Genomic DNA, 25057 nt, shown 5'->3' on the forward strand with positions numbered 1-25057 from the left:
CCGGCCGGGCGGGAGCCGTAGGGCGGCACCGCGCCGGCCGGGCCGGGCCTCAGCGGGTGGGGACGAAGTCGCGCAGGGCCGCGGGCTGCTTGCCGGTGGTGATCTGCTCGGCGAGCATGCGCCCGGTGATCGGCCCGTGGGTGAGCCCCCACATGCCGTGCCCGCCGGCGACATATCGCCCGGGGGCGTGGGTGGCGCCGACGAGGGGCCGGCCGTCGGGCGTGACGGGGCGCGGGCCGACCCAGGTGTCGGTGCGCTCCTCCCAGGAGACGCCGTCGAGCAGCGGCCGGGCGGACGCGATGATCGCATCGACCCGCCTCTGGTACAGCGGGGCGTCGGCGTCGCGGAACTCCATCGTCCCCGCCACGCGGAGCTTGCCCTGGTACGGCGTGCAGGCCACGCGGACGGCGGGCAGGTAGATCGGCCCGGGCACCGGCTGCTCGGTCGGCACGGTGAAGGAGTAGCCGCGTCCGGCGCGCACCGGCACGCGGACCCCCCACTCCTTGCCGAGCCCGTTCAGCCAGGCACCGGTGGCCAGGACGACGACGTCGGCCCCGACGGAGTCTCCCTCGCTCGACAGGACGGTGTGCCCGCCGGAGCCGGAGCGCACCTCCGTCACCCGGAAGCCGGAGCGGATCGTGCCGCCGCGGGCGGTGACGGAGCGGGCCAGCGACTGGGTGAACTGCCCGGGGTCGACGTAGCGCTGCCCGTCCAGCCGGATCCCGGCCCGCGCGCGGGAGGACAGCTGCGGCGCCTGCCGGCCGACCTCGTCGCCCTCGAAGGCGGTGTACTGGATCTCCAGGCCGGACCGGTTGATCCGCTGGAGCTCGTGCAGGAGGCCCACGGCCTGCCGGGGGCTCTCGAACGCGGCCATGATCGGGGCCTCCACCGTGGGGGCCTCGACGCCGTTGGCGGTGAGCACGTCGAACGCCTCCAGGCACTCCTCGTTGAACGGGAGATTGGCCTGGACGGCGCGGCCCCAGGACTTCCAGGTGCAGTTCATGGCGAACCGGGTGAGGAAGGACCACAGCCCCACGTCGGGGGTGGCGGGCACGTGCAGCGGGGCGCTCCGGTCGAGCAGGGAGCGCAGGCCGTAGCGGAGGATCCCGGGCTCGTTCAGCGGGATGGCCAGTCCCGGCGAGAGCCAGCCCGCGTTGCCCCACGACGCGCCCGCGGCCACCCCGTCACGGTCGACCACGGTGACGTCCACGCCGCGTTCCTGCAGGAACCAGGCGGTGGACAGCCCCACCACACCGGCGCCGATCACCACCGCCGTGCGCGGCCCACCATCGATACCCATGACCACTTCTCCGCTCTGACATGCGCTGCCTGCCACGGGCGTCGCCCGCGTGAGACGAGCATCGCCGCCGTGACGGCGGAACGGTCTGTGCGTGTTGGACAAGCACCGGGGGAGGCGTTGTCCGGCTCCGACAAACAGGGAGGGATCAGGACGGCCTGCCCTGGCCGACGGCCAGCGCGATGATCATCGCCAGCCGTTTCTCCGGCAGTTCGAGCTGCAGGTCAGTGATCTCGGCCATCTTCCGGAGCCGGTAGCGGACGGTGTTGGGGTGGACGTCGAGGCGGCCGGCGGCGACGGCCAGGTCCCCCTGCGCCTCCAGCCAGGCGCGCAACGTCATGATGTAGCGGGTGCCGTGCTCCGCGTCGTGCCGGGTCAGCTCGGCGACCGGGCCGCGGGCGGGGGTCCGCCCCGAGGAGGCGGCCGCGCGCAGGCGCTGCAGCAGGATCTCGTCCCACGAGTCGTCGTAGACGACCGCAAGGTCGCCGCCGGGCCGCGCCGCCCGCAGGGCGAGGCTCTCGTCGGCCTCCTGCCTGCTCGCGGAGAGCTCGGTGGGCCCCGCCGCCCCGCCGACGCCGGCGAAGACGGTGACCTGCCGCGGCAGGACGCCCACGATCGCGGCGAGCCAGTCACGGGCGGGTGTGACGTCGTTGTCGCAGGGCAGCAGCGTGTACAGGGTGTTGCCGAACAGGGCGCTGCGCCCCGGCCGCGACCACCCGAAGCCCGTGGTCGCGCGCTCGAAGGCCAGCAGGATCGCGGCGTGCCGCTCCTCGGCGATGTGCGCCTGAAGGGCGATCACCCGGAACCGCCCCCGGGGCAGGCCGAGCCTGCTGACCACCGCGGGCGCGTCGGCCGTGCCCTCCAGCAGCCGGATGACGAGGTCGGACTCCACCTGACGCTCCAGGTCCGCGCTGACCCGGGAGCGCAGCAGGTGCAGCGCGACCGCCCGCGCCCCGTCGCCCAGGACGGTCCGGCGCTCGCCGGCCAGCGGGTGCTCGCACTCGACCCATATCGACCCGAGCAGTTCGCGGCCGGCGCGCACGGCGACGACCATGCGGCCCCTGAGGCCGTGCGTCGGGAAGGGGGCGACGAACAGCGGCTCGTCGGAGGTCGTCAGGTGCGCGAAGACGCCCTCCCGCTCGAACAGCCGGCGCATGGTGTCGGGCACCCGCCTGCCCAGGATCGTCTCCAGCCGCGCCGGGTCGGCGGTCTGCTGCGAGCCGGAGTAGGCCAGGACACGTGACATCTGGTCCTCGATCGTCACCGCGCCGCCGATCTCCTTGGCGAGGGTGTCCGCGAAGGCGAACAGGTCGGTCGGCCCCCGCCCCGCCTCGGTCTCGCGGCCTTCGAGCACCAGGCCGTACACCACGCCGAAGAGCTGGCTCCAGGACACCTCCGGCTCCACGAGCAGCACGGCGATCCCGCTGTCCAGGGCGTCCGCCAGGGCGTCGCCGTCGAGCGGCGGGCTACCGCGCACCAGCAGCGCCGCGGCGCGCGCGGCCCGGGCCAGCCGTACGGCGTCGGCCGCCGAGTCCACGCCGACCGACAGGAACACGTCACCGGTCGCCGGGCGGGTGTCGGTCGGATCGTGCACCACGACGCTGCGCAGCTCCACCTCCCGCGAGGCGGGAGCGCAGCACAGCCGGGCGCCGTAACCGCCGAGAACGTTCACCAGCCGGTCCAGTTTCAGCATCCGCCGTGCCCACCCATCGCCGGCGCCGCCGCGGTCTCACCCACGGCCGGCTCCCGTACGGCTCCGTCCCACACCCATCGATTCTCCCTCCGACTCCCTCACCGGCGCCGGGGCGCGGTCACGTCGTCAGCAGTTCTACCGTGCCACGCTCGCCGTCGACCCGGATCCTGGCGCCGTCGGGCAGGCGCATGGTCGCGTTCCCGGTGCCGACCACCGCGGGGATGCCGAGCTCGCGCGCGACGATCGAGGCGTGCGACAGGGGCGCGCCCATGTCGGTCACGACGGCGGCGGCGCGGGGGAACATCGGGGTCCAGCCGATGTTGGTCAGTGTCGTCACGAGGATCTCGCCCGGGGCGAGCCGGTCGCCGTCCTCGGGACCGGCGATGACGCGGGCCACGCCCTCCACGACGCCCGGCGCGCCGGGGAAGCCGGTCACCGTGTCGCTCACCGGGGCGCCGCCGCCCCGGGCGTCGAAGATGTCGCCGCGCCGGTCGGGGTCGGCGGCCCAGCGGACCGGGTCGAAACGGCCGACGATCAGCGTGGGGTAGGCGGGCAGGGCCGCGTAGCGCTCGTAGGTCGCCCGCCGGACCGCCACCTCCGCCGGCGGGGCGCCGTCACCGCGCAGGACGGCGACGATCTCCTGGATCGACAGGAAGAAGAGGTCGTCACCGTGGCCGGTGAGCTCTCCGGCCCGCCGGACGAAGGCGCGCAGTGCCCAGAAGGCGCGGATCACCTCCGAGCGGGTCGTCTCCCGGTCGCGGACGATCGCGTTCCACCGGCTCACCCGCCGGCGCATCTTCGCCGCCTTCACGGGCCGGCGCTTCTCGAACCGCGCCCAGGCCGCCTCCCGCGCCTCCCGCTGGCGCTCCAGCAGCCTGTCCGCGTCGTGCGGGGTGTCGGACATGGCCGCGAGCTGCGCGTCGATCCAGTCAGGGTCCTCGCCGGGGCGGGCGACGGAGACCTCGAACTCGTGCGGGCCGCGGTGCCCGTAGGCGAGGGCGAACGCCTCCCGATCGATCTCGCCCCGGGCGAGCTTCTCCAGGCCGACGAGCGGGCCGAGGCTGGCCAGCTCCCCGTCGGAGTTGACCCCGGTGAGCATGGCCTCGGCGTCGGTCTCGCCCACCATCCTGCGCAGCCTGTCGCGGGTCCAGACCAGGGAGCTGCCGCCCTGGCGTCCGGCGGCCTCCAGCATCCGGCAGGACTCGACGAAGTACGGCAGCAGCTCCTGCTCCCACAGCTCGGCCAGCTCGCCCGCGGTGGCCGCGGTCGCGGCCCGCTCGCGCAGCTCCGTGCAGCGCCGCTGCGCCGTGGCGAGGAAGCCGGGCATCCTCTCCAGGCCGGCCGCCACCCTCCTGCGCAGGGTCAGGGCGAGCGGCAGCACGGCCTTGATGATCCGCCGGCGTGAGGTGGGCAGCAGCGGCACGTCCAGGCCCGGCGGGAGCTTGCCGAAGACCTGCTCGGTCGCGCTGATCCGGCCCTGCATGCCCAGCGCCCTGGCCATCGAGAACACGACGCTCAGGTTCATGTAGAACCGGCCGCCGATGTTGCCGACCAGGTCGAAGCCGGGCAGGGCCGAGGCGGACATGGCCTCGTGGATGAAGATCTGGACGAGCGACCACGTGCACGGCGTCATCACGTCGGGGATGGCCTCGCCGAGATTCGCGCCGGTCCACAGGTAGTCGCCGGTCAGGCTGTCGTTCCACTCCTCGACCGGCTGCCTGAGCCCGGTGACCGGACGGGCCTGCACGATGAAGAACGCCCCGTCGTGCGCGGCCCACTCCACGTCCATGGCCGTGCCGTACAGCTCCTCGATCCGGGTCCCGATCCGCGCGAGCCGTACGGCCTGCGCCCGGTCGAGCACGGGCCGGTGGCGCAGCTCCTCGGGCACCGGCTCCTCCCGGGTGCCGCCGGGCGTGCGGACCGTCATGACGGCCTTGTCGCCGACGCGCTCCTCGACGACCTCGCCGCCGGCCCTGTCGACCACGACGACGTCGGGCGTCACCTGTCCGCCGACGACGGCCTCGCCCAGGCCCCACGAGGCGTTGATCACGACCTTGCCGCGCTCGCCGGTGACCGGGTCCGCGGTGAACAGCACGCCCGCCGCGTCGGCGGGCACCAGCTCCTGGACCACCACCGCCAGCGCCACGTCGTCGTGGGGGACGCCGTTGCCGGCCCGGTAGGCGATGGCGCGCGCGGTCCACAGGGAGGCCCAACAGCGCCTGACCGCGTCGAGCAGGGCCTCGCCCCGGATGTTGAGGTAGGTGTCCTGCTGCCCGGCGAACGACATCTCGGGAAGGTCCTCGGCGGTCGCGGAGGAGCGCACGGCGACCGGCGTGTCGTCGCCGAGCTCTGCGTAGGCCGCGAGGATCTCCGCGGCGGTCTCCGGCGGCATCTCGCGCCCGGCGAACAGGGCCGCGATCCGCGGCGCGGCCTGCTCGGGGGACGCGTCGGCGAGGGCCCGCATGATCAGTCCGTGCAGGCCGTCGCGGGAGACGAAGTCCCGGTAGGCGTCCGTGGTGATGTGGAAGCCCCCGGGGACCGGCAGGCCCGCGCGGGCCAGCCGGGCCAGCGAGGCCCCCTTGCCGCCCGCCAGGGCGAGATCGGCCGCCGCGTCGTGCAGGGGGAGGACGTTCATGTCGCATTCTCCTCAGTGCCGAGAGAGGCGCGCAGCTTCCGCTGGGCGGTCTCCACGGCGAAGTCGACAAACTCCAGGGTCGCCCGCGGGACCGCGCGGGCGCCGGCCGCCGGGATCGGGCCGCCGGGCTCCACCGCCCGGCTCCCGACGTCGGCCAGCAGCTCGGCCAGCCGCTCGTCGGGCAGCCCGTACCCCGCGGGCAGCATCGGCGGGACGAGCAGGAAGCCGTAGAGGACGGAGGCGAGCGTGGTCATGTGCTCGGTGGGCGAGAGGTCGGTCCGCAGCGCGCCGAGCCTGAGCAGCGCGCCGAGATAGCCCTCGAACCCGGCGGGCAGGTCGGCGGTGGCCGCGCGGTCCCGCTTCAGCCGGGTGAGCTTGCCCAGCACCTCCGAGTCGCCCAGGAGGCTCGCCCTCATCAGCGGTCTCCTCAGCAGCTCGGAGGCCAGCAGCCTGAGCAGGTCGCGGAGCGTGCCGGCTCCCTCCTCGACGCGCAGCCGCACCTGGGAGAGCATCTCGACCCGCTCCCGGCGCAGCAGCGCGGCGAACAGCTCCTCGCGTGTCCGCCAGTGCAGGTAGATCGTGCCCTTGGCGACCCCGGCCCGCCGCGCGATGTCCTCGATGGTGGTCTTGTCGTAACCCCAGCGCAGGATCAGGTCGGCGGCGGTGTCGAGGATGCGGTGGGCCCGCTCCAGCCGGTGGGAGGCGTCCTGGGGCGGCCGCCCCGCCCTTCTGGTCCGTGGTTCCACGGTCTCATCCGCCGTTCATCCAAAAGATGACCAGATTCGATTATTTGGTCATTTAATTGATACCACACCCCGGTCCGGCGCGGGAGCGACCCTCCGGAACGGCCGGGCGGGCGAGCGGCGGGTGGAGGGGAAGGGCGCGCGGGACGGCCGGTGACCGCCGCCCGCGGCGGCACCGGACCGGCGGTGTGAAATCCCGGAGATCGCCGTGTCAGGAGCCTGGAGCGGGGAACGGGATCGGGCATGACATCCCCCACCCCCGAGGCCGGGCAGGTATCCCTGAAGCGGGCCATCGGCCCCAGACTGCTCCTCCTCTTCATCGTCGGCGACATCCTCGGCACCGGCGTCTACGCCCTCACCGGCAAGGTCGCGGGCAAGGTCGGCGGCGCGCTGTGGATGCCGTTCCTGATCGGGTTCGTGATCGCCGTGCTGACGGCGATGTCCTACGTCGAGCTCGTGACGAAATATCCGCGGGCGGCCGGAGCCGCCCTCTACACCCAGCGCGCCTTCCGGACGCCGTTCCTGACGTTCATGGTGGCCTTCGCGGTGATGTGCTCGGGGCTCACCTCGGCCAGCGCGGCGGCGCGGGCCATCGGCGGCGACTACCTGAAGACGTTCGTCACGGTGCCCGGCGTCATCGTCGGCATCGTCTTCATCGTGGCGGTCGCGCTGCTGAACTACCGCGGCGTGTCGGAGTCGGTGAAGACCAACATCGTGTTCACGCTCATCGAGCTGACCGGGCTCGTGGTGATCATCGTCATCGGTGTGTACGCGGTCGCCACCGGCGCGGGGGAGCCCGCCCGGCTGACCGAGATCCGCACCGACCAGGAGGGCGGCCTGTTCATCGCCCTGCTCGGGAGCACCGCCCTGGCCTTCTTCGCGTTCGTCGGGTTCGAGGACTCGGTGAACATGGCCGAGGAGACCCAGGATCCCTCGCGCAACTTCCCCCGCGCGATCTTCCTCGGGGTGGCGATCACCAGCGCGATCTACATCCTCGTCGCCCTCACCTCCTCCCTCCTGGTCGACTACCGGGTCCTGGAGAAGTCGTCCGGGCCCCTGCTCGAGGTGGTCAAGGCCGGGGGGATCAGCTTCCCGCCCCAGCTGTTCGCGGTGATCGCGATGTTCGCCGTGGCGAACTCCGCGCTGATCAACATGATGATGGCCTCCCGTCTGGTGTACGGCCTGGCCAACGAACGGGTCGTGCCGCGCGCCCTGGGCCGGGTCGATCCGCGCCGCCGCACCCCCGTGGTCGGCATCCTCTTCACCACGGCGCTCGCCATCGCCCTGATCTCGACGGGAGAGATCTCGGGGCTCGGCGACACCACCGCCTTCCTGCTCCTGTGCGTCTTCACCGTCGTGAACGTGGCCGTCCTCGTGCTCCGCAAGGACACCGTGGACCACCCGCACTACCGGGTGCCGACGATCCTGCCCGTGCTCGGCGCCGTCCTGGCGTTCGTCCTGGCCAGTCCCCTGACGGGCCGGCCCGCCGAGGTCTACATCCGGGCGGGCGTCCTGATGGGCGTCGGCCTGCTCCTGTGGGTGGTCAACTGGCTGGTGACCCGCCGTCAGACGTCCGCCGTGTGACCGGGCGGCGCCGGCGCCGACGTGCTGGTCAGTGCTGTTCTTTAGGCAGTCCGCACCATCTGTTGATGGTCGAATACGTGTTATCGGTGGCATATCCGGAGATCTCAATAGCGATCGGAAAATGCCGTCCGGCATTTGAGGCGCGGCGACCGCCCGGGGGTCCGGCGACCGCCGGCCGTGGGGGAAGTCCTCCGGCCGGCGGGCGTGAGACCCCGGCGCTCCGCCCGTGACCGGTCCCCGTCCCGGGAGGCGGCCCGCGGCAAGGGCGAGCCGTACGGCTTCGAGAAGGGGCATACATGGCGAACCCAAGGAAAGCCCCCGTACTCGCCGCTGAGATGGCTGCCGAGTTCGCGGGCACGCTGATCCTGATCCTGTTCGGGGTGGGCGTCGTGGCGCAGGTCGTCGCGGCCCACCTCGGCGATCACGACAGCATCGCGTGGGCCTGGGGTCTGGGTGTCACCCTGGGCGTCTACACCGCGGCCCGGACCAGTGGGGCGCACCTCAACCCGGCCGTCACGGTCGCGCTGGCGGTCTTCAAGGGCTTCTCCTGGCGCAAGGTCCTGCCGTACGCGCTGGCGCAGACCGTGGGCGCGTTCGTGGCGGCGCTGATCGTGCGGTGGAACTACTCCGAGGTGCTCGGCGCCTTCGACCCCGGTCACACCGCCAAGAGCCAGTTCGTCTTCTCGACGATGCCCGGCAACGGAGCGCTGCCCGTCGGCACCTGGGGCGCCTTCCGCGACCAGATCATCGGCACCGCGATCCTGCTGTTCCTCGTCCTCGCCGTCACCGATCTCAACAACACCGCGCCCGGGGCGAACCTGGCGCCCTTCATCGTCGGCCTGATCGTCGTGGCGATCGGCATGGCCTGGGGCACCAACGCCGGCTACGCCATCAACCCGGCCCGTGACTTCGGACCCCGCCTGGCCTCCTTCCTCACCGGCTACGGGACGGCCTGGCGCGACCAGTACGGCCAGCTCTACTTCTGGGTGCCCATCGTGGCGCCGCTGATCGGCGGCGTGCTGGGGGCCGGCCTGTACCAGCTGCTCGTCGGCCGGTTCCTGCCGATCGCCGAGGAGCCCGAACCCGGCCGCGTACCCACCGCGCCCGGACCCGCCTGAAGCACCGACCGGCACGCCACAGAGGAGGCGACATCCCATGGCTGACTTCGTCGGAGCCGTCGACCAGGGAACCACGAGCACCCGTTTCATGATCTTCGATCACGGTGGCAACGAGATCGCCCGCTACCAGCTCGAACACGAGCAGATCCTGCCGCAGGCCGGCTGGGTGGAGCACAACCCGCTGGAGATCTGGGAGCGGACCCGGGCGGTGATCGAGACGACGATGGCCAGGGCCGACCTGACCGCCGCCGACCTGGTGGCGCTGGGCATCACCAACCAGCGCGAGACCACGGTGGTGTGGAACCGGGTCACCGGCCGGCCCTACTACAACGCCATCGTCTGGCAGGACACCCGCACCGACCGGATCGCCGCCGCGCTGGACCGCGACGGCCGGGGCGACGTCATCCGCCGCAAGGCCGGGCTGCCGCCGGCGACCTACTTCTCGGCCGGCAAGATCCAATGGATCCTGGAGAACGTCGAGGGGGTGCGCCGGGCCGCCGAGGACGGCGAGGCGATCTTCGGCAACACCGACACCTGGCTGCTGTGGAACTTCACCGGGGGGACCGACGGCGGCGTGCACGTCACCGACCCGACCAACGCCAGCCGCACCATGCTGATGAACCTGGAGACCCTCGACTGGGACGATGAACTGCTGTCCTTCTTCGGCATCCCCCGCCGGATGCTGCCGGCCATCAAACCCTCCTCCAACCCGGATCTGTACGGCGTCACCCGGCGCTACGGGCCGTTGAAGGGCGAGGTGCCCCTGTCGGGCGACCTCGGCGACCAGCAGGCGGCGACCGTGGGGCAGGTCTGCTTCGAGGTGGGGGAGGCCAAGAACACCTACGGCACCGGCAACTTCCTGCTGCTGAACACCGGTCATGAACTGGTGCGGTCGAAGAACGGCCTGCTGACCACGGTCTGCTACCAGTTCGGCGCCGACCGGCCGGTGTACGCGCTGGAGGGGTCGATCGCGGTGACCGGCTCGGCGGTGCAGTGGCTCCGTGACCAGCTCGGCATCATCTCCGGCGCGGCCGAGAGCGAGGCGCTGGCCCGGCAGGTCGACGACAACGGCGGGGTGTATTTCGTGCCGGCCTTCTCGGGGCTGTTCGCTCCCTACTGGCGTTCGGACGCGCGGGGCGCGATCGTCGGGCTGTCGCGGTTCAACACCAACGCGCACATCGCGCGGGCCACCCTGGAGGCGATCTGCTACCAGACCCGCGACGTCGTCGAGGCCATGTACAGCGACTCGGGAGTCGTCCTCGACGTGCTCCGCGTGGACGGCGGCGTGACGGCCAACCGGCTGTGCATGCAGCTCCAGGCCGACGTCCTCGGGGTGCCGGTGTCCAAGCCGGTCGTGGCCGAGACGACCGCGCTCGGCGCCGCCTACGCGGCGGGCCTGGCACGGGGCTTCTGGCAGTCGACCGACGCGCTCAAGCAGAACTGGAACGAGGCCGAGCGCTGGCAGCCGGAGTGGTCCGACGAAGAGCGTGAGCGGGGCTACGCCGGCTGGAAGAAGGCCGTGGAACGCACGCTGAACTGGGTCGAGGTCGACTGACCGGCCGGCGGCCGGCGACCCCGCCGGCCGCCGCGGCCGGGCCCCGCCTCTCCGCGAGACCACGCTCGCCCCTGAAGGACGAGACCACGCTCGGCCCTGAGGAGAGGAGGCCCTACCGTGGGATCTGCAGCATTGGGACCGCAGTACCGGGCGACGGCGCTGCGGGAGATGAGCGAGAACCACTACGACGTGCTGGTCGTCGGCGGTGGAGTCGTCGGCGCGGGGGCCGCGCTCGACGCGGTGTCCCGCGGTCTGTCGGTCGCGCTGGTCGAGGCCCGTGACTGGGCGGCCGGCAGTTCGAGCCGGTCCAGCAAGCTGATCCACGGCGGCCTGCGCTACCTCGAGCAGCTCGACTTCCGGCTCGTCCGGGAGGCGCTCAAGGAGCGCCACCTGCTGCTGACCCGGCTGGCGCCCCATCTCGTCCACCCCGTCCCGTTCCTCTTCCCGCTCACCCACCGGATCTGGGAGCGCTTCTACATCGGCGCGGGCATGACCCTGTACGACCTCCTGGGCGGGCTGCGGCCGGCCGTCCCGCGTCACCGGAACCTGAGCCGCCGCCGTGCCCTTGAGGAGGCTCCCGGGCTGAGCCCCGACGCCCTCGTCGGAGCCCTCCGGTATCACGACGCGCAGACCGACGACGCGCGCATGACGCTGACGCTGGTGCGGACGGCCGCGCGCTACGGCGCCACCGTCGTGAGCAGGGCACGCGCGACCGGCCTGCTCCGCGAGGGCGCCCGGGTCACGGGAGCGCGCGTGGCGGACCTCGAAAGCGGCCAGGAGGTCACCGTCCGCGCGCGTCAGGTGATCAGCGCCACCGGGGTCTGGACGGACGAGACCTTCGTGATGGCGGGCGTCCGGGGGAGCCACACCGTGAGGCCGTCGAAGGGCGTGCACCTCGTCGTGCCGCGTGACCGGATCGGGCTCCGCAGCGCCATGATCCTGCGGACCGAGAAGAGCGTGCTCTTCGTGCTCCCGTGGGGACGGCACTGGATCATCGGGACCACCGACACGCAGTGGGACCTCGACAAGGACCGCCCGGTGGCCAGCCGCGCCGACATCGACTACCTGCTCGACCACGTCAACGCGGTGCTGCGCCGGCCGCTGACCCACGACGACGTCGAAGGCGTCTACGCCGGGCTCCGCCCGCTGCTCGCCGGCGACTCGGCGGACACCGCGAAGCTCTCGCGCGAGCACCTGGTCACGGCCCCCCTCCCGGGCCTGGTGGTCGTCGTCGGCGGCAAGTACACCACCTACCGCGTGATGGCCAAGGACGCCGTCGACATGGCCGCGCGAGAGCTCGGCACCGCCGTACCGGAGTCGGTCACCCACCGGGTCCCGCTCCTCGGGGCGGCCGGGTACGAGGCGCTGTGGAACGGGCGGCACGGCCTGGCCGGGCGCTCGCGGCTGAGCGTCGCCTCGGTGGAACGGCTCCTGCGCCGCTACGGGTCGGAGGTCGAGGAACTGCTGGACCTGGTCGCCGCCGACCCCGCGCTGGGGCGGCCGCTCCACGGGGCGCCGGGCTACCTGAGGGCCGAGGCCGTCTACGCGGCCTCGCACGAGCAGGCGCTGCACCTGGAGGACGTGCTGACCCGCCGTACCCACGTCTTCATGGAGGAGCGGGACCGTGGCCTCGCCGCCGCGGCCGAGGTGGCCGCCCTCATCGCCCCGGTCCTCGGCTGGGACGACGACACGGTGCGGCGCGAGACGGAGCGGTACCGGCTGCACGTCCAGGCGGAGCTCGCCGCCGAGCGGCGGCCGGACGACGTGGCGGCGGCGGAGGCCCTGCGCGCCGTCCCGGAACCGTCCGTCTGAGCCGACGGGACCCGGACGGCCGCTGCCATGATCGGCTCCAGCGGGCACCACCCGGTCGGGCACCCGTAAGGTGGGGTCCCAATTGCCGGGCTCGGAATCGATGGCGGGAATCGTGGGTGATTGGGAACGGCCGCCGGCCATGCTCGCCGGCCGGTACCGGCTGGAGGAGCTGATCGGCCGGGGCGAGACGGGCGAGGTGTGGCGCGGTCATGATCTGCGGCCGGGCTGGCCGGTGGCGGTCAAGATCCTGTCGCCGCGGGTGGCCGACATCTCGATGCGCGAGCGGTTCGCCCGGGAGGCGCGGACCGCCGCCCGGGTCGTCCACCCCAACGTGGTGACGGTGTTCGACGTGGGCGAGCACGAGGGCCGGCCGTTCCTGGTGATGGAGCTGCTGACCGGCCGCGATCTCGCCACCGAGCTGGCCGAGAACGGGCCGCTGAGCGTCCCGGCGATGTGCCGCCTGGCGGGGCAGGCGGCGCTCGGGCTGGACGCCGCGCACCGGGCCGGAGTCGTGCACCGCGATGTCACGCCGGCCAACCTGCACCAGAGCGCGGACGGCGTGCTCAAGGTGGTCGACTTCGGGACGGCCCGGGTCGCGACCGAGGCCGCGGTACGGCTGACCTCAGGGAAGAGCGGCATCGGCACGGCCGCCTACCTGTCGCCCGAGCAGGTTCTCGGCGGGGCGGGGAACGCGGCCTCCGACCTCTACGCGCTCGGCTGCGTCTGTTACGAGCTGCTGTGCGGGCGTCCCCCGTTCACCGGGCCGGCGACGGAGCTGGCCGCCCAGCACGTCCACAACCGCCCGGACCCGCCCAGCCGGTACCGCCCGGACGTCCCGGCGGAGCTGGAGAGGCTGGTGCTGGCCCTGCTGGAGAAGGACCCGGCCGCCCGGCCCGCCAGCGGCGAGGTCGTCCGCCGGGTGCTGGCCGACGTCGCACGCCACGCGACGCCACGCGTCCATGACACCGCGGCGCACCGTGTCCATGAGAGCGCGGTGTCCCGGGGCTCCGGCGTCGAGGCGTCCCGGGCCCACGACACGGTGAGGCCCCGGGGCCATGAGGCCGCGCCGCTCCGGGCTCCCGGTGCCGAGGCGCCCCGGACCCACGAGACCGCGGTGTTCCCCGTACCGGACCTCGGCCCGGCGGCGGAGCCCGGCGCTCCGGGGGAGCCTCGGGCGGCGGGACCCGTGCCGGGCCGCCTGCGGAGGTGGCACGCGGGGGCCGCGCTGGGCGTGGTCGCCGTGCTCGTGGCCGGGGCCCTGTGGACGTCGGCCCCGTCGGATCCGGTGAGCTCGGTCACCACCGTCGCGGTCCCGTCCGGAACGCCGTCCGCGCCGCGGTCACCGTCGCCGACCGCCTCGCGGAGCGCGGCCCCGTCCCCGGCCCCCAGCCGGACCCGGCCGTCGCCGCGATCGGCGGCGGAGGAGTGGCGGGCGCGGCTGCTGGCCTTCGGCCGTGCCGTCACCGACCAGGAACGGCGCGGAGGCATCGACCCCAAACTGGCCCGCAAGGTCCGGGAGAAGATCGCCAAGATCGCCCGGAAGATCCAGGAGGGCAAGAACGGGGATGTCCGCGACGAGCTGCGTGAGCTCGGCCGTGACCTGGTCAAGGCGCGGCGGGAGGGCAGGCTCGCCTCCGAAGGGCCGCTCATCGCCTTCCTGCGCGAGTCCGGGGTCGACCTCACCTCGCGCGGCCGCCACTCCGACGATGACGACGACTGACCCGCCGTCCGCCGGGTCCGCCGGACCCGCCCTCGCCGGAGCGGGGGCGGGGGCGGGGGCGGCCCGGCCGGCATGGGGGGACCCGCGTCAGGGGGCCGCGTCGAGAGGCCCGCGTCAGGGGACCTGCCCGGCATCCGGCAGGGTGGCGCTGAGCAGGCGCGCCCGGGTCAGCACCTCCTCCGCCTCCGCGTGGCTGCCGAGATCCTCCAGGAGCTGACCGAGTTCGGTCAGCGAGCCGGCGAAGGAGCGGCGGTGCAGGGCCGGCTCCCGGATGGCGAGCCCGCGGTCGATCTCGACGGCGCGGCGGCGGTGGTCGAGCGCCTCGCCGGCGCGGCCCGCCTGACGCAGGTAGCCGGCCAGCTCGCCGAGCGCCCATGAGAGCAGGGGCAGCTGCTCGGGCTCGTTCTCGACGGCGGCGGTGAGGAGATCCACAGCCTTCGCCTGGACCACGACGGCCTCGTCCGGGCGGAGCAGATCGTCCAGGCAGGTGGCCATGAGGCAGAGCGCGCGGGCGCAGGGGGACGCCGAGGCGTCCGGCTGCCGCATCGACATGATCTCCCACAGCGTGACCGCCCGGATCAGGTGCTCCAGGGCCGCCTCCGGCTGCCGGGCGCCGACCAGCTGCTCGCCGAGGGCGGTGAAGGCGTCGACCGGGTCGTCCGCCGCCGCGAGCAACCTGTCGGTCACCGTCTCGGTGTCACGGCGCAGGCAGCTCAGGACGAGAAGCTGCCTGCGCAGCGTCACCGCGAGCTTGGCGCCGTGGCCGAGGTCGTCCCAGATGGAGGCCGCCCGTTCGAGCAGGGGCAGAGCCTTCTCGTGGTCCTCCTGGTCGCAGTGCCGTACGGCGAGGCTGTCAAGCTCGTCGGCGAGCTTGTCCAGGTATGAGCCCGGGTCGAGGGACGCGAGGTCCTCGTAGAGGTCCACGGCCCGGGCCGTCGCCCGGACGGCGCGCCCGTGGTGCCCGGCGTCCGCCGCCCGGGCGCCCAGGTGGGACAGGGCCTCCGCCATTCCCGCCCGCCGGCCGGCCGTCCCCGCCGGGTGCTCGACCGCCGTCGCCAAGTGCTCCGCCGTCCCCGCCTGCCGGCCGGCCGTTCCCGCCGGGTGCCCGGCCGCCGTCGCCAGGTGGTCCGTCTCGGCGGGGGAGGCCCCGCCGTACAGGTCGGCCGCCAGCTGCGCCGCGGCCACCGCCTCCTCGGGGCGGCCGAGCAGGGCCAGGTAGACGCTCTGCGCGACCCACGCGTCGGCCAGGCCGGATCGGGAGCGGTCCGGGGCGCGCCAGGCCAGCTCCCCGTACAGGGTGAGAGCCCGCTCCAGGCAGGCGGCCGCCCGATCCGGCCGCCCCAGCCGCTCGTGGTGGCGGCCCAGGTTGTGCAGCGCCTGGGCGAGGTCGTGGCCGTGGTCGCCGTCACCGTCGCCGTCGGAACGCAGGCGCTCCAGCAGGCTCACGGCACGCTCACCCGAGGTGGCCGCCTGCTCGAACTGCCCGCACTCCTCCCGCAGGAGGCTCAGGAAGCCCAGGGTGGCGGCCAGCCCGGCCGCCCAGCCGGGGTCGGCGTCGTAGAGGCGCTGGAGGAGCTCCACCGACTCGCGCACCGCCTCCGCCGCCTCCGCGGCCCGGCCGGCGCCCCGGAGGCTGATGCCGAGGTTGTGCAGGGCGGTCGCCAGCCGCGCGGGGTCGCCGATCTCCCGCAGCAGCGCGGTGGCCGCGGCGGCGGCCTCGACCGCCTCCGCGCTCCGGCCCATCGCGGTCAGGACGACGCCCAGCCGTTCCTGGACGTCGGCCCGGGACTCCTCGCTGCCCGGGCACTCGCCGTAGAGCGCCGCGGACTCCTCCAGCGCGGAGACCGCGGCCCCGTGCTGCCCGCTCTCCTCGAGGTCCCAGCCGAGGCGGTCGAGGGCGCGGGCCAGCTCCGGGGTCCAGCCGGAGTCACCGTCGCGGGCCTCCCGGCACAGGGCGACGGCCTGGCGCATCGCACCGGCGGCGTCGCCGAGCCGGCCGAGCTCACGGTGGACGTGCCGCAGGTTGTGCAGCGAGCGCAGCAGCTCCGGGCGGTAGCCGGCCGGGTCGGCGCCCGCGAGCGCCCGGTACATCCCGGTGGAGGTCAGGACGGCCTCCAGCGCGCTCGCGGGCTCGCCCAGCCGCAGGTCGATCCCGGCCATGCCGTCCAGGGCCAGGGCGTGCCGGAAACGCAGGTCCAGGCCGTCCTGGCCGAGCCCGGCGTACGCCCGGACGGTCTCGACGGCCACCTGCCTCGCCTCGTCCCACAGCTCGCTCGCGGTCAGCTCCTCCCGGAGCTCCTGCAGGGCCTCGGCCACGGCGAGGCGGTGCAGGGGCGGCAGCCGGCGGGCCCGCTCCAGCGCCCGCCTCGCGGTGCCGAGGGCGGCCTCGCGGTCGCCCTCCTCCCGCTGCAGGCCGAGCAGGTGGTTGAGGCCGGCGAGCTGTTCGTAGTCCGTCTCCCAGCCGCCGTCGGCCCGCCCCGCGTGGACCCCGTCCTCGGCCGGGTTCATCGATGTCTCCCTCACCCTTCCACCTTCGCGGCTGCCGCTTGTCCTTCGCTTGAAAGCGGGTGAACGCCGGTGAACGCCGGCCGCGGAGGGCGCGGAGAGGGAGACGGCTCAGCGGGTCGAGCCGGCGCGCCGTCCGGGCCGCCGTCCCGCGATGTACGGCACCCCTTTCCGGGGTACCTCTGACGCATGACCTCACCACTGAAGGACCCGCTGGCGGGTCTCGACCCCTTTGACATCTTCGACACCGAGGCGGCCCGCCTGGACCGCCACTTCTCCCGGCTCGACGACGAGGGCTGGGAGCGCCCCTCGCGGTGCGCGGGCTGGTCGGTCCGCGACGTCCTGGGCCATCTGGCCGGCGAGGAGCTGTACAACCACGCCTGCCTGGACGGCGACGTCCAGGGCTTCACCGCGATGCTCGGACGCGAGGGCGTCACCGGCGGCTTCAACGGCTTCAACGACTGGTGCGTACAGCGCAGCCGCGGCATGCCCGTGGAGGAGGTGCTGGAGGAGTGGCGGCGGGCGAACGGCGAGACGCGCGGGCGCATGCGCGCGCTCGGCCGCGACGCGGAGCTGCAGACCCTGGCCGGCCCGTATCCGGTGGGCCTGCAGACCTTCCACTACGACTCCGAGTACGCCACCCACGCCGACGACGTGGGCGCTCCCGTGCCGGACGACGAGGCCGGCGAGCGGGCCCGGTGGCGGGCCGAGGTGGCCGCCGCCGTGCTGGCGGAGCAGGGATCGCAGGCGCAGGTCGAGCTGACCGCCGAGCGGATCTGGGTGCACGCCGCCGGCGCGACCGCGCAGCTGTCCGCCCCCGAGTTCGTCGAGGCGACGGTGGGCCGGCTGCCGGACGGCCACCCGCTCGACCGCAGGCTCAGGGCGGCCCTGCGCTGCCTGGCCTGATCACTCACGGGTCCGGGGCGGTCGTCCCCGCCCTCCACCCCGCCCCGCCGGACGTCCCCGGGGGACCCCGGCCCCGATGCCCCCGCCCCGCCGGACGTCCCCGGTGACCTTGCCGAAAGTCAATGCCGATCGGTGACGACCGGCGACTGCCCGTCTGACCTCCCGGTTCCTACAGTCGTTCGCGACCTGCAGGGACGATGTGGAGGAAATGTGAGCGATCAGATCGAGGACGTGCCCGACGTCAGCGCCGAGCTGTACCGCGAGATAACCGAGTTCGCGCAGAGCACCCCGCCCTGGTTCCAGACGCTGGCCGAGATCGGCACGGAGGCCGTGCTGCTGCTGTTCGCGGCGCTCTTCCTCGCCGCCTGGTGGCGGGCCCGGAGCCAGGACACCCGGACGATGACGCTGGCCCTGCTCGCCCCCGTCGCGACGGTGGCGGCCTACGTGATCAGCGAACTCTCCAAGGGCCTGATGGAGGAGGACCGGCCCTGCCGGGTCCTGCGCGGCGTCTCCGCCATCGCCGAGTGTCCTCCGTACGGGGACTGGTCCTTCCCCAGCAACCACGCGACGCTCGTCGCCGCCGCGGCGGCCGCCATGACCGTCGCCTGGCGGCGGACCGCCCCCTACGTGCTGGTCCTCGCCGTGCTGGGGGCCTTCTCCCGGGTCTTCGTCGGCGTGCACTACCCGCACGACGTCATCGCGGGCTCCCTGCTCGGCGCGGTGGTGGCGCCGCCGCTGATGCTGGCCCTGACACCCCTGCTCACCCCGCTCGTGGCGCGCCTGCGTGCGGGAGGCCCGCTGCGTCCGGCGCTCACCGCGGCGGCGGCCGCGGACCGCGCCGGGCACGCCCGGAGGGGCTAGCCGCGCTCGACCAGATCGGCCTCGTGGGCGATGACGGCGGCCTGTACCCGGTTGCGCACGCCGAGCCGGCCCAGGATCGTGCTGACGTAGGTCTTCACGCTGCCCTCGACCAGGTGCAGGCGCTGGGCGATCTCCGCGTTGGACATGCCCGCGCCGACCAGGCCCAGGACCTCGCGCTCACGCCTGGTGAGGACCTCGATCCGCTCGCGGGCGGCGTCCGCGCGCGCCATGCGCCCGCCGGCCAGCTCGCCGATCACCCGGGCGGCCACCTTGGGCGACAGGTAGGCGCCGCCCTCGGCCGCCGCCCGCACCCCCAGCAGGAACTCCCGGGGGTCTCCGGTCTTGAGCAGGAACCCCGCGGCGCCGTCGGCGAGCGCCCGCGCGATGTAGGAGTCCTTGCCGAAGGTGGTCATGATCAGGACCGCCGTCCCGGGCACCGCCCGGCGGATCTCGGCGGTCGCGGCCAGCCCGTCGAGCTCCGGCATGCGGATGTCGACCAGGGCGACGTCCGGCCGGTGGGCGCGGACCAGCTCGACCAGCGCCCGCCCGTCCCCGGCCTCGGCGACCACCTCGATCTCGGGGTCGGCCGACAGGATCATCCGCACCCCCGCGCGGATCACGGTCTCGTCGTCGGCCAGCACCACTCGGATCAATGTCTTCCCTCCTGCCGGGTGGTCGCCCGCCGGGCCGGGGCGGCGGGCAGGAAGTCCTTGCCCGCCAGCCGGCCGTCCTTGAAGCACAGCCGGTAGAGCTCCCCCCGGTCCCCGCCGAACGGGTTGCGGTGCGCGCCGTAGTGGAGGCACTCGGCCCCGTCGGGCACCGGTGGTCCCGGCCGCCCCACGGCGTCGGCCCGGGTCCGGGCCGGCAGCACCGCCTCCACCTCGCTCCGATTCTGCCCCACCCACAGCCGGTCGAAGTCGGCGGGAGGCAGGGCGGAGGTGACGGTGTCGTAAGTCATGAACCCGCCCACGCCCACCGCCGCGCCCGCGCAGGTCGCCACGGCCGCACCGATCGCCAGGGTGCGGGCGCGGCGCACCCGCCGCCGCGCCTGCTGCAGGCGGACGGCGGACGGCGACGGGATCCGGCTCTCCCCGGCCGGGCCCGGCACGTGCGGCAGCCGTGCCGTCACCTCGAAACCGTCGCCGCACCGGCCCGCCCGGAGGGACCCGCCGCACAGGCGGACCCGCTCGGCCAGGCCGATCAGCCCGTGGCCCCCTCCCGCGATCAGGCCCTCCCGGCCCTGGTCACCCCCGCGGCCGGGCACCGGGCCCGCGGGCGGCGCGCCGTTGGTCACGGTCACCACGGTCTCGCCCGCCAGATGGTCGAGCCTGACCGTCACCGGTGCCCCCGCGGCGTGCTTGACCGCGTTCGTCAGCGCCTCCTGCACCACGCGGTAGACGGCGCGCTCCACCATCGGGGTGGGCCACCCGTCCTCCCGCACGCCGTGCGCCTCGACCGGGACGCCGGAGGCGGCGGCCCGCCGCACCAGCTCCGCGACGCTCTCCCCGGGCAGGTCCGGCGCGGCCGGGGCGGTGTCGTCGCGGAGCACCTCGATGATCTCCTGGAGGCGCTCGGAGGCGGCGGTGACCGCCCTGCGGGCCTCGCCGGCCGCGTCGCGATGGCGGGCGTCGAGGTCCGGCGCGACTTCGAGCCCGCCGATCCGCAGCGCGATCAGGCTCAGCTCGTGCCCGAGCAGGTCGTGCATGTCCCCGGCGATGCGCGTGCGCTCGCGCAGCCGGGCCTGTTCGGCCACGATCCGCTGGGCGCGCTCCAGCTGCTCGGCGCGTTCCCAGCCCGAGCGGGCCAGCTCCAGATGCTGGTGCCTGCCCCGCCCGGTCAGCCAGGGGACGGCCCCGAACAGGGCGACCCCCACGACCGCGACGAACCCGACCGCGGAGCCGCCGGTCAGGACGGACGCGAGGACCGCCGTCACGGCGGCCGTCCCGGCCAGCCCGAGCAGTCCGGGCCGCGTCCGTGCCGTCCGTACGCCCGCCAGATAGCTCATGACGACCATCGCCGGGAAGAAGGGGACGACGCCCACCGCCGTTTCGCCGCGGGACAGCAGTGAGATCTCCCACAGCGCCGCGGTGAGGAGCATCGACGCCGGTGGGAAGGGCCGGCCGAGCGCCACCGCCGCGCCCATGAGGACCAGCCCCGCCGTCACCTCCCACCAGGCGTAGGCGTCCTCGGCGGAGGTGCCTCCCGCCCACAGCACGGGCAGGCACACAGCCGCCCACAGCAGGGTCTCCGTGAGCACGTGATACCGGCTGATCCGGTCAGCCGCCGACTTCCTCATCCGGTTGACGCTACCCAGTCGCCAGGGGGCGGCTCCACCGCCGGAAGTCAGGCAGGGCTCGGCGGCACCGGTCCCTTCCCCACCGGTCCGTGGGGGCGGGCCTCACCGGTCTGTAGGGTCGGTCCCACCGGCGCGGGCGGGGAACCCACACCCGGCCCCGTTCGTCACTTCTCATGCGGTCTCCTGCGGCTCCTCGACGATGAAAGGCCTCACCCCGTGCGTAGCTCGTTCTTCGGAAACCTGGACCAGGGCCAGGTCCCCGGCCACTTCGCCCTGCAGAACTCCAAGATGCTGCGGGTGCAGCTCAACGGGGAGGTGCTGGCGCGGCAGGGGTCGATGGTCGCCTTCCAGGGGCAGATGGACTTCGATTACGAGGGGTCCGGCGGGGTCGGGCGGTTCCTGAAGAAGATGGTCACCGGTGAGGGCGCGCCGCTGATGCGGGTCCGCGGGCAGGGCGCGCTCTTCGTGGCCAACAACGCCGACGACGTGCACCTGTTCTATCTGGAGAACGAGGCCATCACCGTCAACGGGACCAACCTGCTGGCCTTCGACCCGCAGCTCGCCTGGGACATCCAGCGGCTGCAGGGCGCCGGCATCGCCACCGGCGGCCTGTTCAACACCACGGTCCAGGGCACCGGCTGGGTGGCGGTCACCGCGCACGGCGCGCCGGTGCTGCTCGACACCTCCTACGCGCCGACCTTCGCCGACAGCCAGTCCGCGGTCTGCTGGAGCGCCGGGCTGCGGGTGGGCGTCAACCGCACCCTCAAGGCGGGGGCGCTCATCGGGCGGGGGAGCGGCGAGGCCGCGCAGCTCGCCTTCCAGGGGCAGGGCTTCGTCCTGGTCCAGGCCAGCGAGGGCCCGATCGTCCCGCAGTCCAACGGCTGACCCGCGCGGCGGGGCGCTCCTCCTTCTTTTGGAGAGCTTTGCCGGCACGAGCTATAAGGCGCCCCGCGGTGGACAGGGACTCCCTGTGTGTCGATGATCGCGTCTCCCCGGTCGCCGGACGGTCCGCGCCGCCCCGGCCGAGGGGCCTTTTCGAGGACGGGGCAACCCCATGACTGAGAGCGACCCGGAGAGCACCTCCCCCGAACCCCCGGCCCAGGTGCCGGACGACCGGGCGGACGCCGCCGGCGCCGGAGCCCCCACCGGCATAGATCCCGAGGGTCCCGAGCCGCACATCCCCGACGACCGCAAGGGCGTCGCCGGATCCGAGGCGTGGCATCCCGAGGACCGGGGCGACGACGGGGGGTGACCGCCGCTCCGGCGGGCCCGGCCGATCACGCGGACGGCCCGCCGTACCCGGGGAGTCCGAGTACGGCGGGCCGTCCGCGCGGTGCCGGCCCGCCGGCGGGGCGGTGTCGGGCCGCGGCCGGTCCGGGTCAGCCCTCGACGTCGGTCTCCCGGTGCGGAGCGCCGACGGGTTTGGACTCGGGCGATCCGCGCTGGCGCAGGTAGATGGAGAAGACGACCATCGACAGCACGGCCAGCAGCTCCGACTGCCAGTTCTGCAGGGTGCGGTCCCAGAAGTCGCCCGAGGTGACGTAGCCGCCCCAGCTCAGGGGGTCCTGCAACTGGGCGAGCTGCTGCTCGTTGTAACTCGCCCGGCCGGCCACCGACTGGCCCAGCCACGACAGCACGAAGATCACGCCCATCAGCGCGCCGAGGGAGTTGCCGTACAGCGTCTGCCGGAGCCCGGTCGCCCTGGCCCACTGCGGGCTGCCGGGCTCGGCGTGCCGTCCGGTCTTCTGCTCGGCGTCGCTCCCCCCGCCTTCATCGCCGGGCTTCTTCGACTCCGGGGAGCCCCGCTGCACCAGCCAGACCGTGGCGAGGATGAACAGCAGGAACTGCAGATACTCCGACTGCCAGTTCTCCGCGACGTCGACGGCGAAGTCGGAGGAGGTGACGTAGTGCAGCCAGGAGATCGGCTCGGCCCCCTCGCTGAGCCGCTGGTCGTTGGCGGCGGCGTTCCCCGCGAAGGACTGGCCGAGCAGCGCCAGCAGGAAGGTGATCAGGAAGAACAGGCTGAGGCTGTTCTCCTTGACGAATCGTTTCATGAGCGTCTCCCTAGCGCTGCAGCAGGCCGACGGCGAAGACGTAGATCAGGCCGACCACGACGACGGTGAGGGTCGTGGCGAACATGACGCGCATGTCAGGCCTCCACTTCGCAGCGGTAGGGCAGGTCGCCGCGGGGCCGGCAGCCCGCGCCGCGCACCAGCCAGCCATGGGGGAAGCGGTGCAGGAAGACGGTGTCCCGGGTGAGCCGCACCTGGGCCTCGTCGCCCCAGATGTCGACCTCGCGCGGCTGCCCACCGGGCAGATCGAGGTCGAGGACGGCCTTGGCGCAGGTCTGGCCCCCCGTCCGCAGGCTCTCGGCCGCCTTCGGTGCCAGCAGCGCGCAGGCCCGCTCACCCTGGCGGCTGTGGAGGGCGGCGTAGAAGCGCGTCACCGCCTGCTCGGCGGGTTCTTTCTCCGCGGCCGCGCAACCGGCCAGCCCCGTCACCACCGCGGCCAGCGCCACCAGCGTGATTGGAGTCTTCATCCGTCCCTGCTTCCCCCCTCGACGCAGAATTCACCCGGATCGGGGATCCGGCCGCCCGGGGGGGGCGGGGCCGCGGCGCCTCAGCGTCCGACGGCCCCGGCGAGGACGCGGTCCCAGTCGGCCAGGAAGCGTCCGAGGCCGTAACGCGCGAGCGCGGCGGCGCGGGCGGCCTTCCCGCACTGCCGGGCTCTGGCGGGGTCGGTGACGAAGGACTCCAGTGCGGCGGTGAGGGTGGCGACGCGGGTCGAGATCACCCCCGCCTCCGGCGGCACCGCCTCCACGGCCTCGGTGGCGGCCAGCGCCACGACGGGCATGCCGAGCAGCATGGCCTCGATCAGGGAGAGACCGAGCGAGGTCCACCGGTAGGGGTGCAGGTAGACGCGCCGCCGGGCGAGCTCGGCGTGCATCGCCTCCTGGGGCAGGTTCTCGAAGGTCCCGAAGGGGAAGCGGAGCCGGTGCGGCAGGCCGGTGACCTTCATGCCGAAGACGTCGATCGGGGCAGCGGAGGCGAGTCTGGGCAGCAGGTCGGTCCCGGCGACCCGCTCGCGCCGGATGGGCTCGTTGACCACGACGCCGGCCCGCGGCAGCTCGCCCGTGTAGCGGTGGCCGGGGTCGACGACGCCGTGCTCGACGACCTGGGTGGGCGCCCTGCCGGAGTCCCAGAACAGGTCGTTGAAGTGGGTGACGTGGATCAGCGGGATGTCGTCGCGGCCGGCCAGTGGGTGGCGGGTGCCGGGGGCGTCGCCGGCCGGCGCGTTGTGCTCGACGTATACGGCGGGCAGGTCCCGGCCCGGGCGGCGGCCCAGCCAGCGCCGGACGAGCTCCAGCTCGTGGGGGCGCTGCAGTACGACCAGGTCGACCTCCTCGCCGTGGAGCCGGTCCCACGGCACCTCGCGCACGCCGGCGGGCCAGGGGTAGGTCCGGGCCCGGCCGCGCCCGTCGGGGCCGCGGCCGGGGACGAGCGGCACGAGATAGTCGTGGGCGCCCTGCACGAACGCCGTCGTCCAGGACCCGTGCACGTGCCAGAGCAGGACCCTCACCGCAGGGCTCCGGCGTCCGAACGGCCCCCGCCCCTGGCCTGGGGCGGACCGCCCGCCGTGCCGGTCCGGGCCGTGCGGTTCACCGTGGCGGTCCGGGGTGTCTCGCCCAGGGGGCCGGTCCCGGGCGGCGGATCGCCCGCCGTGCCGGTCCGTGGTGTCCCGCCCGCCGTGCCGGTCCGGGCCGTGCCGTTCACCGTGGCGCCTCCGAGCACCAGGTCCACGGCGGCGGCGAGATCGCCGGCCACCTCCGTGGCGGCCGTGATCTCGCCGGGCAGCGTCCGCGGGGTGGGGACGAGGACGCCCCGGGCCCCGGCCGCCTGGGCGGCCTCCACGTCCCGGCCGATGTCCCCGATGACCACGCAGTCGCGGGCGTCCACGCCGAGCGCCGCCGCCGCCCGCAGCACCAGCCCGGGAGCCGGCTTGCGGCATCCGCACCCGTCGTTCTCGCCGTGCGGGCACACCACCCAGACGTCGAACGGGCCCAGCAGCTCCTCCACCCGCGCGTTGACGGCGCGCAGCTCCTCGGCGCCGATGAGCCCCCGGGCCACCCCGGACTGGTTGGTGACCACGCCGACCGGCACGCCCGCCCGACGGACCCGGTCGACCGCGGAGCGGGCTCCGGGCACGGGCTCCACCCGGCCGGGGTCGCGGTTGTAGGGGACGTCCACGATCAGGGTGCCGTCGCGGTCGAACAGGACGGCGGCGGGATGTCGGCGGCTCGGCACGGGCGTCTCCAGTGTGTCTCTCGTCAAC

The 25057-nt window shown here is 74.0% G+C and carries 20 protein-coding genes; 9 read left to right on the forward strand and 11 right to left on the reverse strand.

All coding sequences use genetic code 11. From position 1 onward, the window contains the following. Nucleotides 1-49: 49 nt before the first annotated feature. The 4 genes from J2S55_RS03730 to J2S55_RS03745 form a co-directional block, all read right to left on the reverse strand. On the reverse strand, nt 50-1300 hold the full coding sequence (locus J2S55_RS03730; protein WP_306857280.1) for an NAD(P)/FAD-dependent oxidoreductase: 1251 nt from the start codon (nt 1298-1300) through the stop codon (nt 50-52). A 145-nt stretch (nt 1301-1445) separates the two neighbouring features. Next, nucleotides 1446-2990 carry a PucR family transcriptional regulator gene (locus tag J2S55_RS03735; protein ID WP_306857282.1) on the reverse strand — a complete coding sequence of 515 codons (1545 nt, stop codon included), beginning with the start codon at nt 2988-2990 and terminating at the stop codon, nt 1446-1448. Nucleotides 2991-3108: 118 nt separating this feature from the next. Beyond that, nucleotides 3109-5625, reverse strand: coding sequence for a PEP/pyruvate-binding domain-containing protein (locus J2S55_RS03740; protein ID WP_306857284.1), 2517 nt, complete (start codon nt 5623-5625; stop codon nt 3109-3111). Then, nucleotides 5622-6371: a helix-turn-helix domain-containing protein gene (locus J2S55_RS03745; RefSeq protein WP_306857286.1), complete on the reverse strand. Its 750-nt coding sequence runs from the start codon at nt 6369-6371 to the stop codon at nt 5622-5624. Before J2S55_RS03745 ends, J2S55_RS03740 begins: the two co-directional genes overlap by 4 nt. Nucleotides 6372-6611: 240 nt before the next feature. Here J2S55_RS03745 and J2S55_RS03750 point away from each other — a divergent pair, with 240 nt between their 5' ends. The 5 genes from J2S55_RS03750 (at nt 6612) to J2S55_RS03770 (ending at nt 14157) form a co-directional block, all read left to right on the forward strand. Continuing rightward, entirely contained in the window at nt 6612-7952 is a 1341-nt protein-coding gene (locus J2S55_RS03750) for an APC family permease (RefSeq protein WP_306857288.1), read from the forward strand. Between the two features lie 296 nt (nt 7953-8248). Next, nucleotides 8249-9070 carry an MIP/aquaporin family protein gene (locus J2S55_RS03755; RefSeq protein WP_306857290.1) on the forward strand — a complete coding sequence of 274 codons (822 nt, stop codon included), beginning with the start codon at nt 8249-8251 and terminating at the stop codon, nt 9068-9070. A 37-nt stretch (nt 9071-9107) separates the two neighbouring features. Beyond that, nucleotides 9108-10625, forward strand: coding sequence for a glycerol kinase GlpK (gene glpK / locus J2S55_RS03760; RefSeq protein ID WP_306857292.1), 1518 nt, complete (start codon nt 9108-9110; stop codon nt 10623-10625). Between the two features lie 117 nt (nt 10626-10742). After that, a complete protein-coding gene (locus tag J2S55_RS03765; RefSeq protein WP_306857294.1) occupies nt 10743-12437 on the forward strand; it encodes a glycerol-3-phosphate dehydrogenase/oxidase in 1695 nt (564 codons plus the stop codon). A 112-nt stretch (nt 12438-12549) separates the two neighbouring features. After that, nucleotides 12550-14157, forward strand: a complete 1608-nt coding sequence (locus tag J2S55_RS03770; protein ID WP_306857295.1) for a serine/threonine-protein kinase — start codon at nt 12550-12552, stop codon at nt 14155-14157. 114 nt (nt 14158-14271) lie between these two features. Here J2S55_RS03770 and J2S55_RS03775 read toward each other — a convergent pair whose 3' ends face one another. Then, nucleotides 14272-16680: a tetratricopeptide repeat protein gene (locus J2S55_RS03775; RefSeq protein ID WP_306857297.1), complete on the reverse strand. Its 2409-nt coding sequence runs from the start codon at nt 16678-16680 to the stop codon at nt 14272-14274. A 171-nt stretch (nt 16681-16851) separates the two neighbouring features. Here J2S55_RS03775 and J2S55_RS03780 point away from each other — a divergent pair, with 171 nt between their 5' ends. After that, complete coding sequence (locus tag J2S55_RS03780; RefSeq protein ID WP_306857299.1) at nt 16852-17568, forward strand: maleylpyruvate isomerase family mycothiol-dependent enzyme; 717 nt, start codon at nt 16852-16854, stop codon at nt 17566-17568. A 210-nt stretch (nt 17569-17778) separates the two neighbouring features. After that, nucleotides 17779-18429, forward strand: a complete 651-nt coding sequence (locus J2S55_RS03785; protein WP_306857301.1) for a phosphatase PAP2 family protein — start codon at nt 17779-17781, stop codon at nt 18427-18429. On the opposite strand, the gene J2S55_RS03790 is transcribed toward J2S55_RS03785, so the two are convergent. Both J2S55_RS03790 and J2S55_RS03795 read right to left on the reverse strand, forming a co-directional pair. Continuing rightward, a complete protein-coding gene (locus J2S55_RS03790; protein WP_306857302.1) occupies nt 18426-19082 on the reverse strand; it encodes a response regulator transcription factor in 657 nt (218 codons plus the stop codon). The genes J2S55_RS03785 and J2S55_RS03790 overlap by 4 nt on opposite strands. Next, on the reverse strand, nt 19079-20725 hold the full coding sequence (locus J2S55_RS03795; protein WP_306857303.1) for a sensor histidine kinase: 1647 nt from the start codon (nt 20723-20725) through the stop codon (nt 19079-19081). Before J2S55_RS03795 ends, J2S55_RS03790 begins: the two co-directional genes overlap by 4 nt. A 216-nt stretch (nt 20726-20941) precedes the next feature. Between J2S55_RS03795 and J2S55_RS03800 the strand changes: the two genes are divergently transcribed. Then, nucleotides 20942-21610, forward strand: coding sequence for an AIM24 family protein (locus J2S55_RS03800; RefSeq protein ID WP_306857304.1), 669 nt, complete (start codon nt 20942-20944; stop codon nt 21608-21610). 169 nt (nt 21611-21779) lie between these two features. After that, nucleotides 21780-21977, forward strand: coding sequence for a hypothetical protein (locus J2S55_RS03805; protein WP_306857306.1), 198 nt, complete (start codon nt 21780-21782; stop codon nt 21975-21977). Nucleotides 21978-22104: 127 nt separating this feature from the next. Here the strand turns inward: J2S55_RS03805 and J2S55_RS03810 are convergent, their stop codons facing one another. From J2S55_RS03810 to J2S55_RS03825, 4 genes are all read right to left on the reverse strand, one after another. Beyond that, entirely contained in the window at nt 22105-22779 is a 675-nt protein-coding gene (locus J2S55_RS03810) for a DUF6766 family protein (RefSeq protein WP_306857308.1), read from the reverse strand. A 95-nt stretch (nt 22780-22874) separates the two neighbouring features. Beyond that, the gene (locus tag J2S55_RS03815) at nt 22875-23264 is read right to left on the reverse strand and encodes a hypothetical protein (protein WP_306857309.1); all 390 of its coding nucleotides are present in this window, start codon (nt 23262-23264) and stop codon (nt 22875-22877) included. 80 nt (nt 23265-23344) lie between these two features. Next, nucleotides 23345-24304 (reverse strand): glycosyltransferase, encoded by a 960-nt coding sequence (locus J2S55_RS03820; RefSeq protein ID WP_306857310.1) that lies wholly within the window; start codon nt 24302-24304, stop codon nt 23345-23347. Next, nucleotides 24301-25029, reverse strand: coding sequence for a D-glycero-alpha-D-manno-heptose-1,7-bisphosphate 7-phosphatase (locus tag J2S55_RS03825; RefSeq protein ID WP_306857311.1), 729 nt, complete (start codon nt 25027-25029; stop codon nt 24301-24303). The genes J2S55_RS03820 and J2S55_RS03825 overlap by 4 nt, the downstream gene beginning before the upstream one ends. Nucleotides 25030-25057: the final 28 nt, after the last annotated feature.

It is taken from the genome of Streptosporangium brasiliense (genome assembly GCF_030811595.1).
Classification (GTDB): domain Bacteria; phylum Actinomycetota; class Actinomycetes; order Streptosporangiales; family Streptosporangiaceae; genus Streptosporangium; species Streptosporangium brasiliense.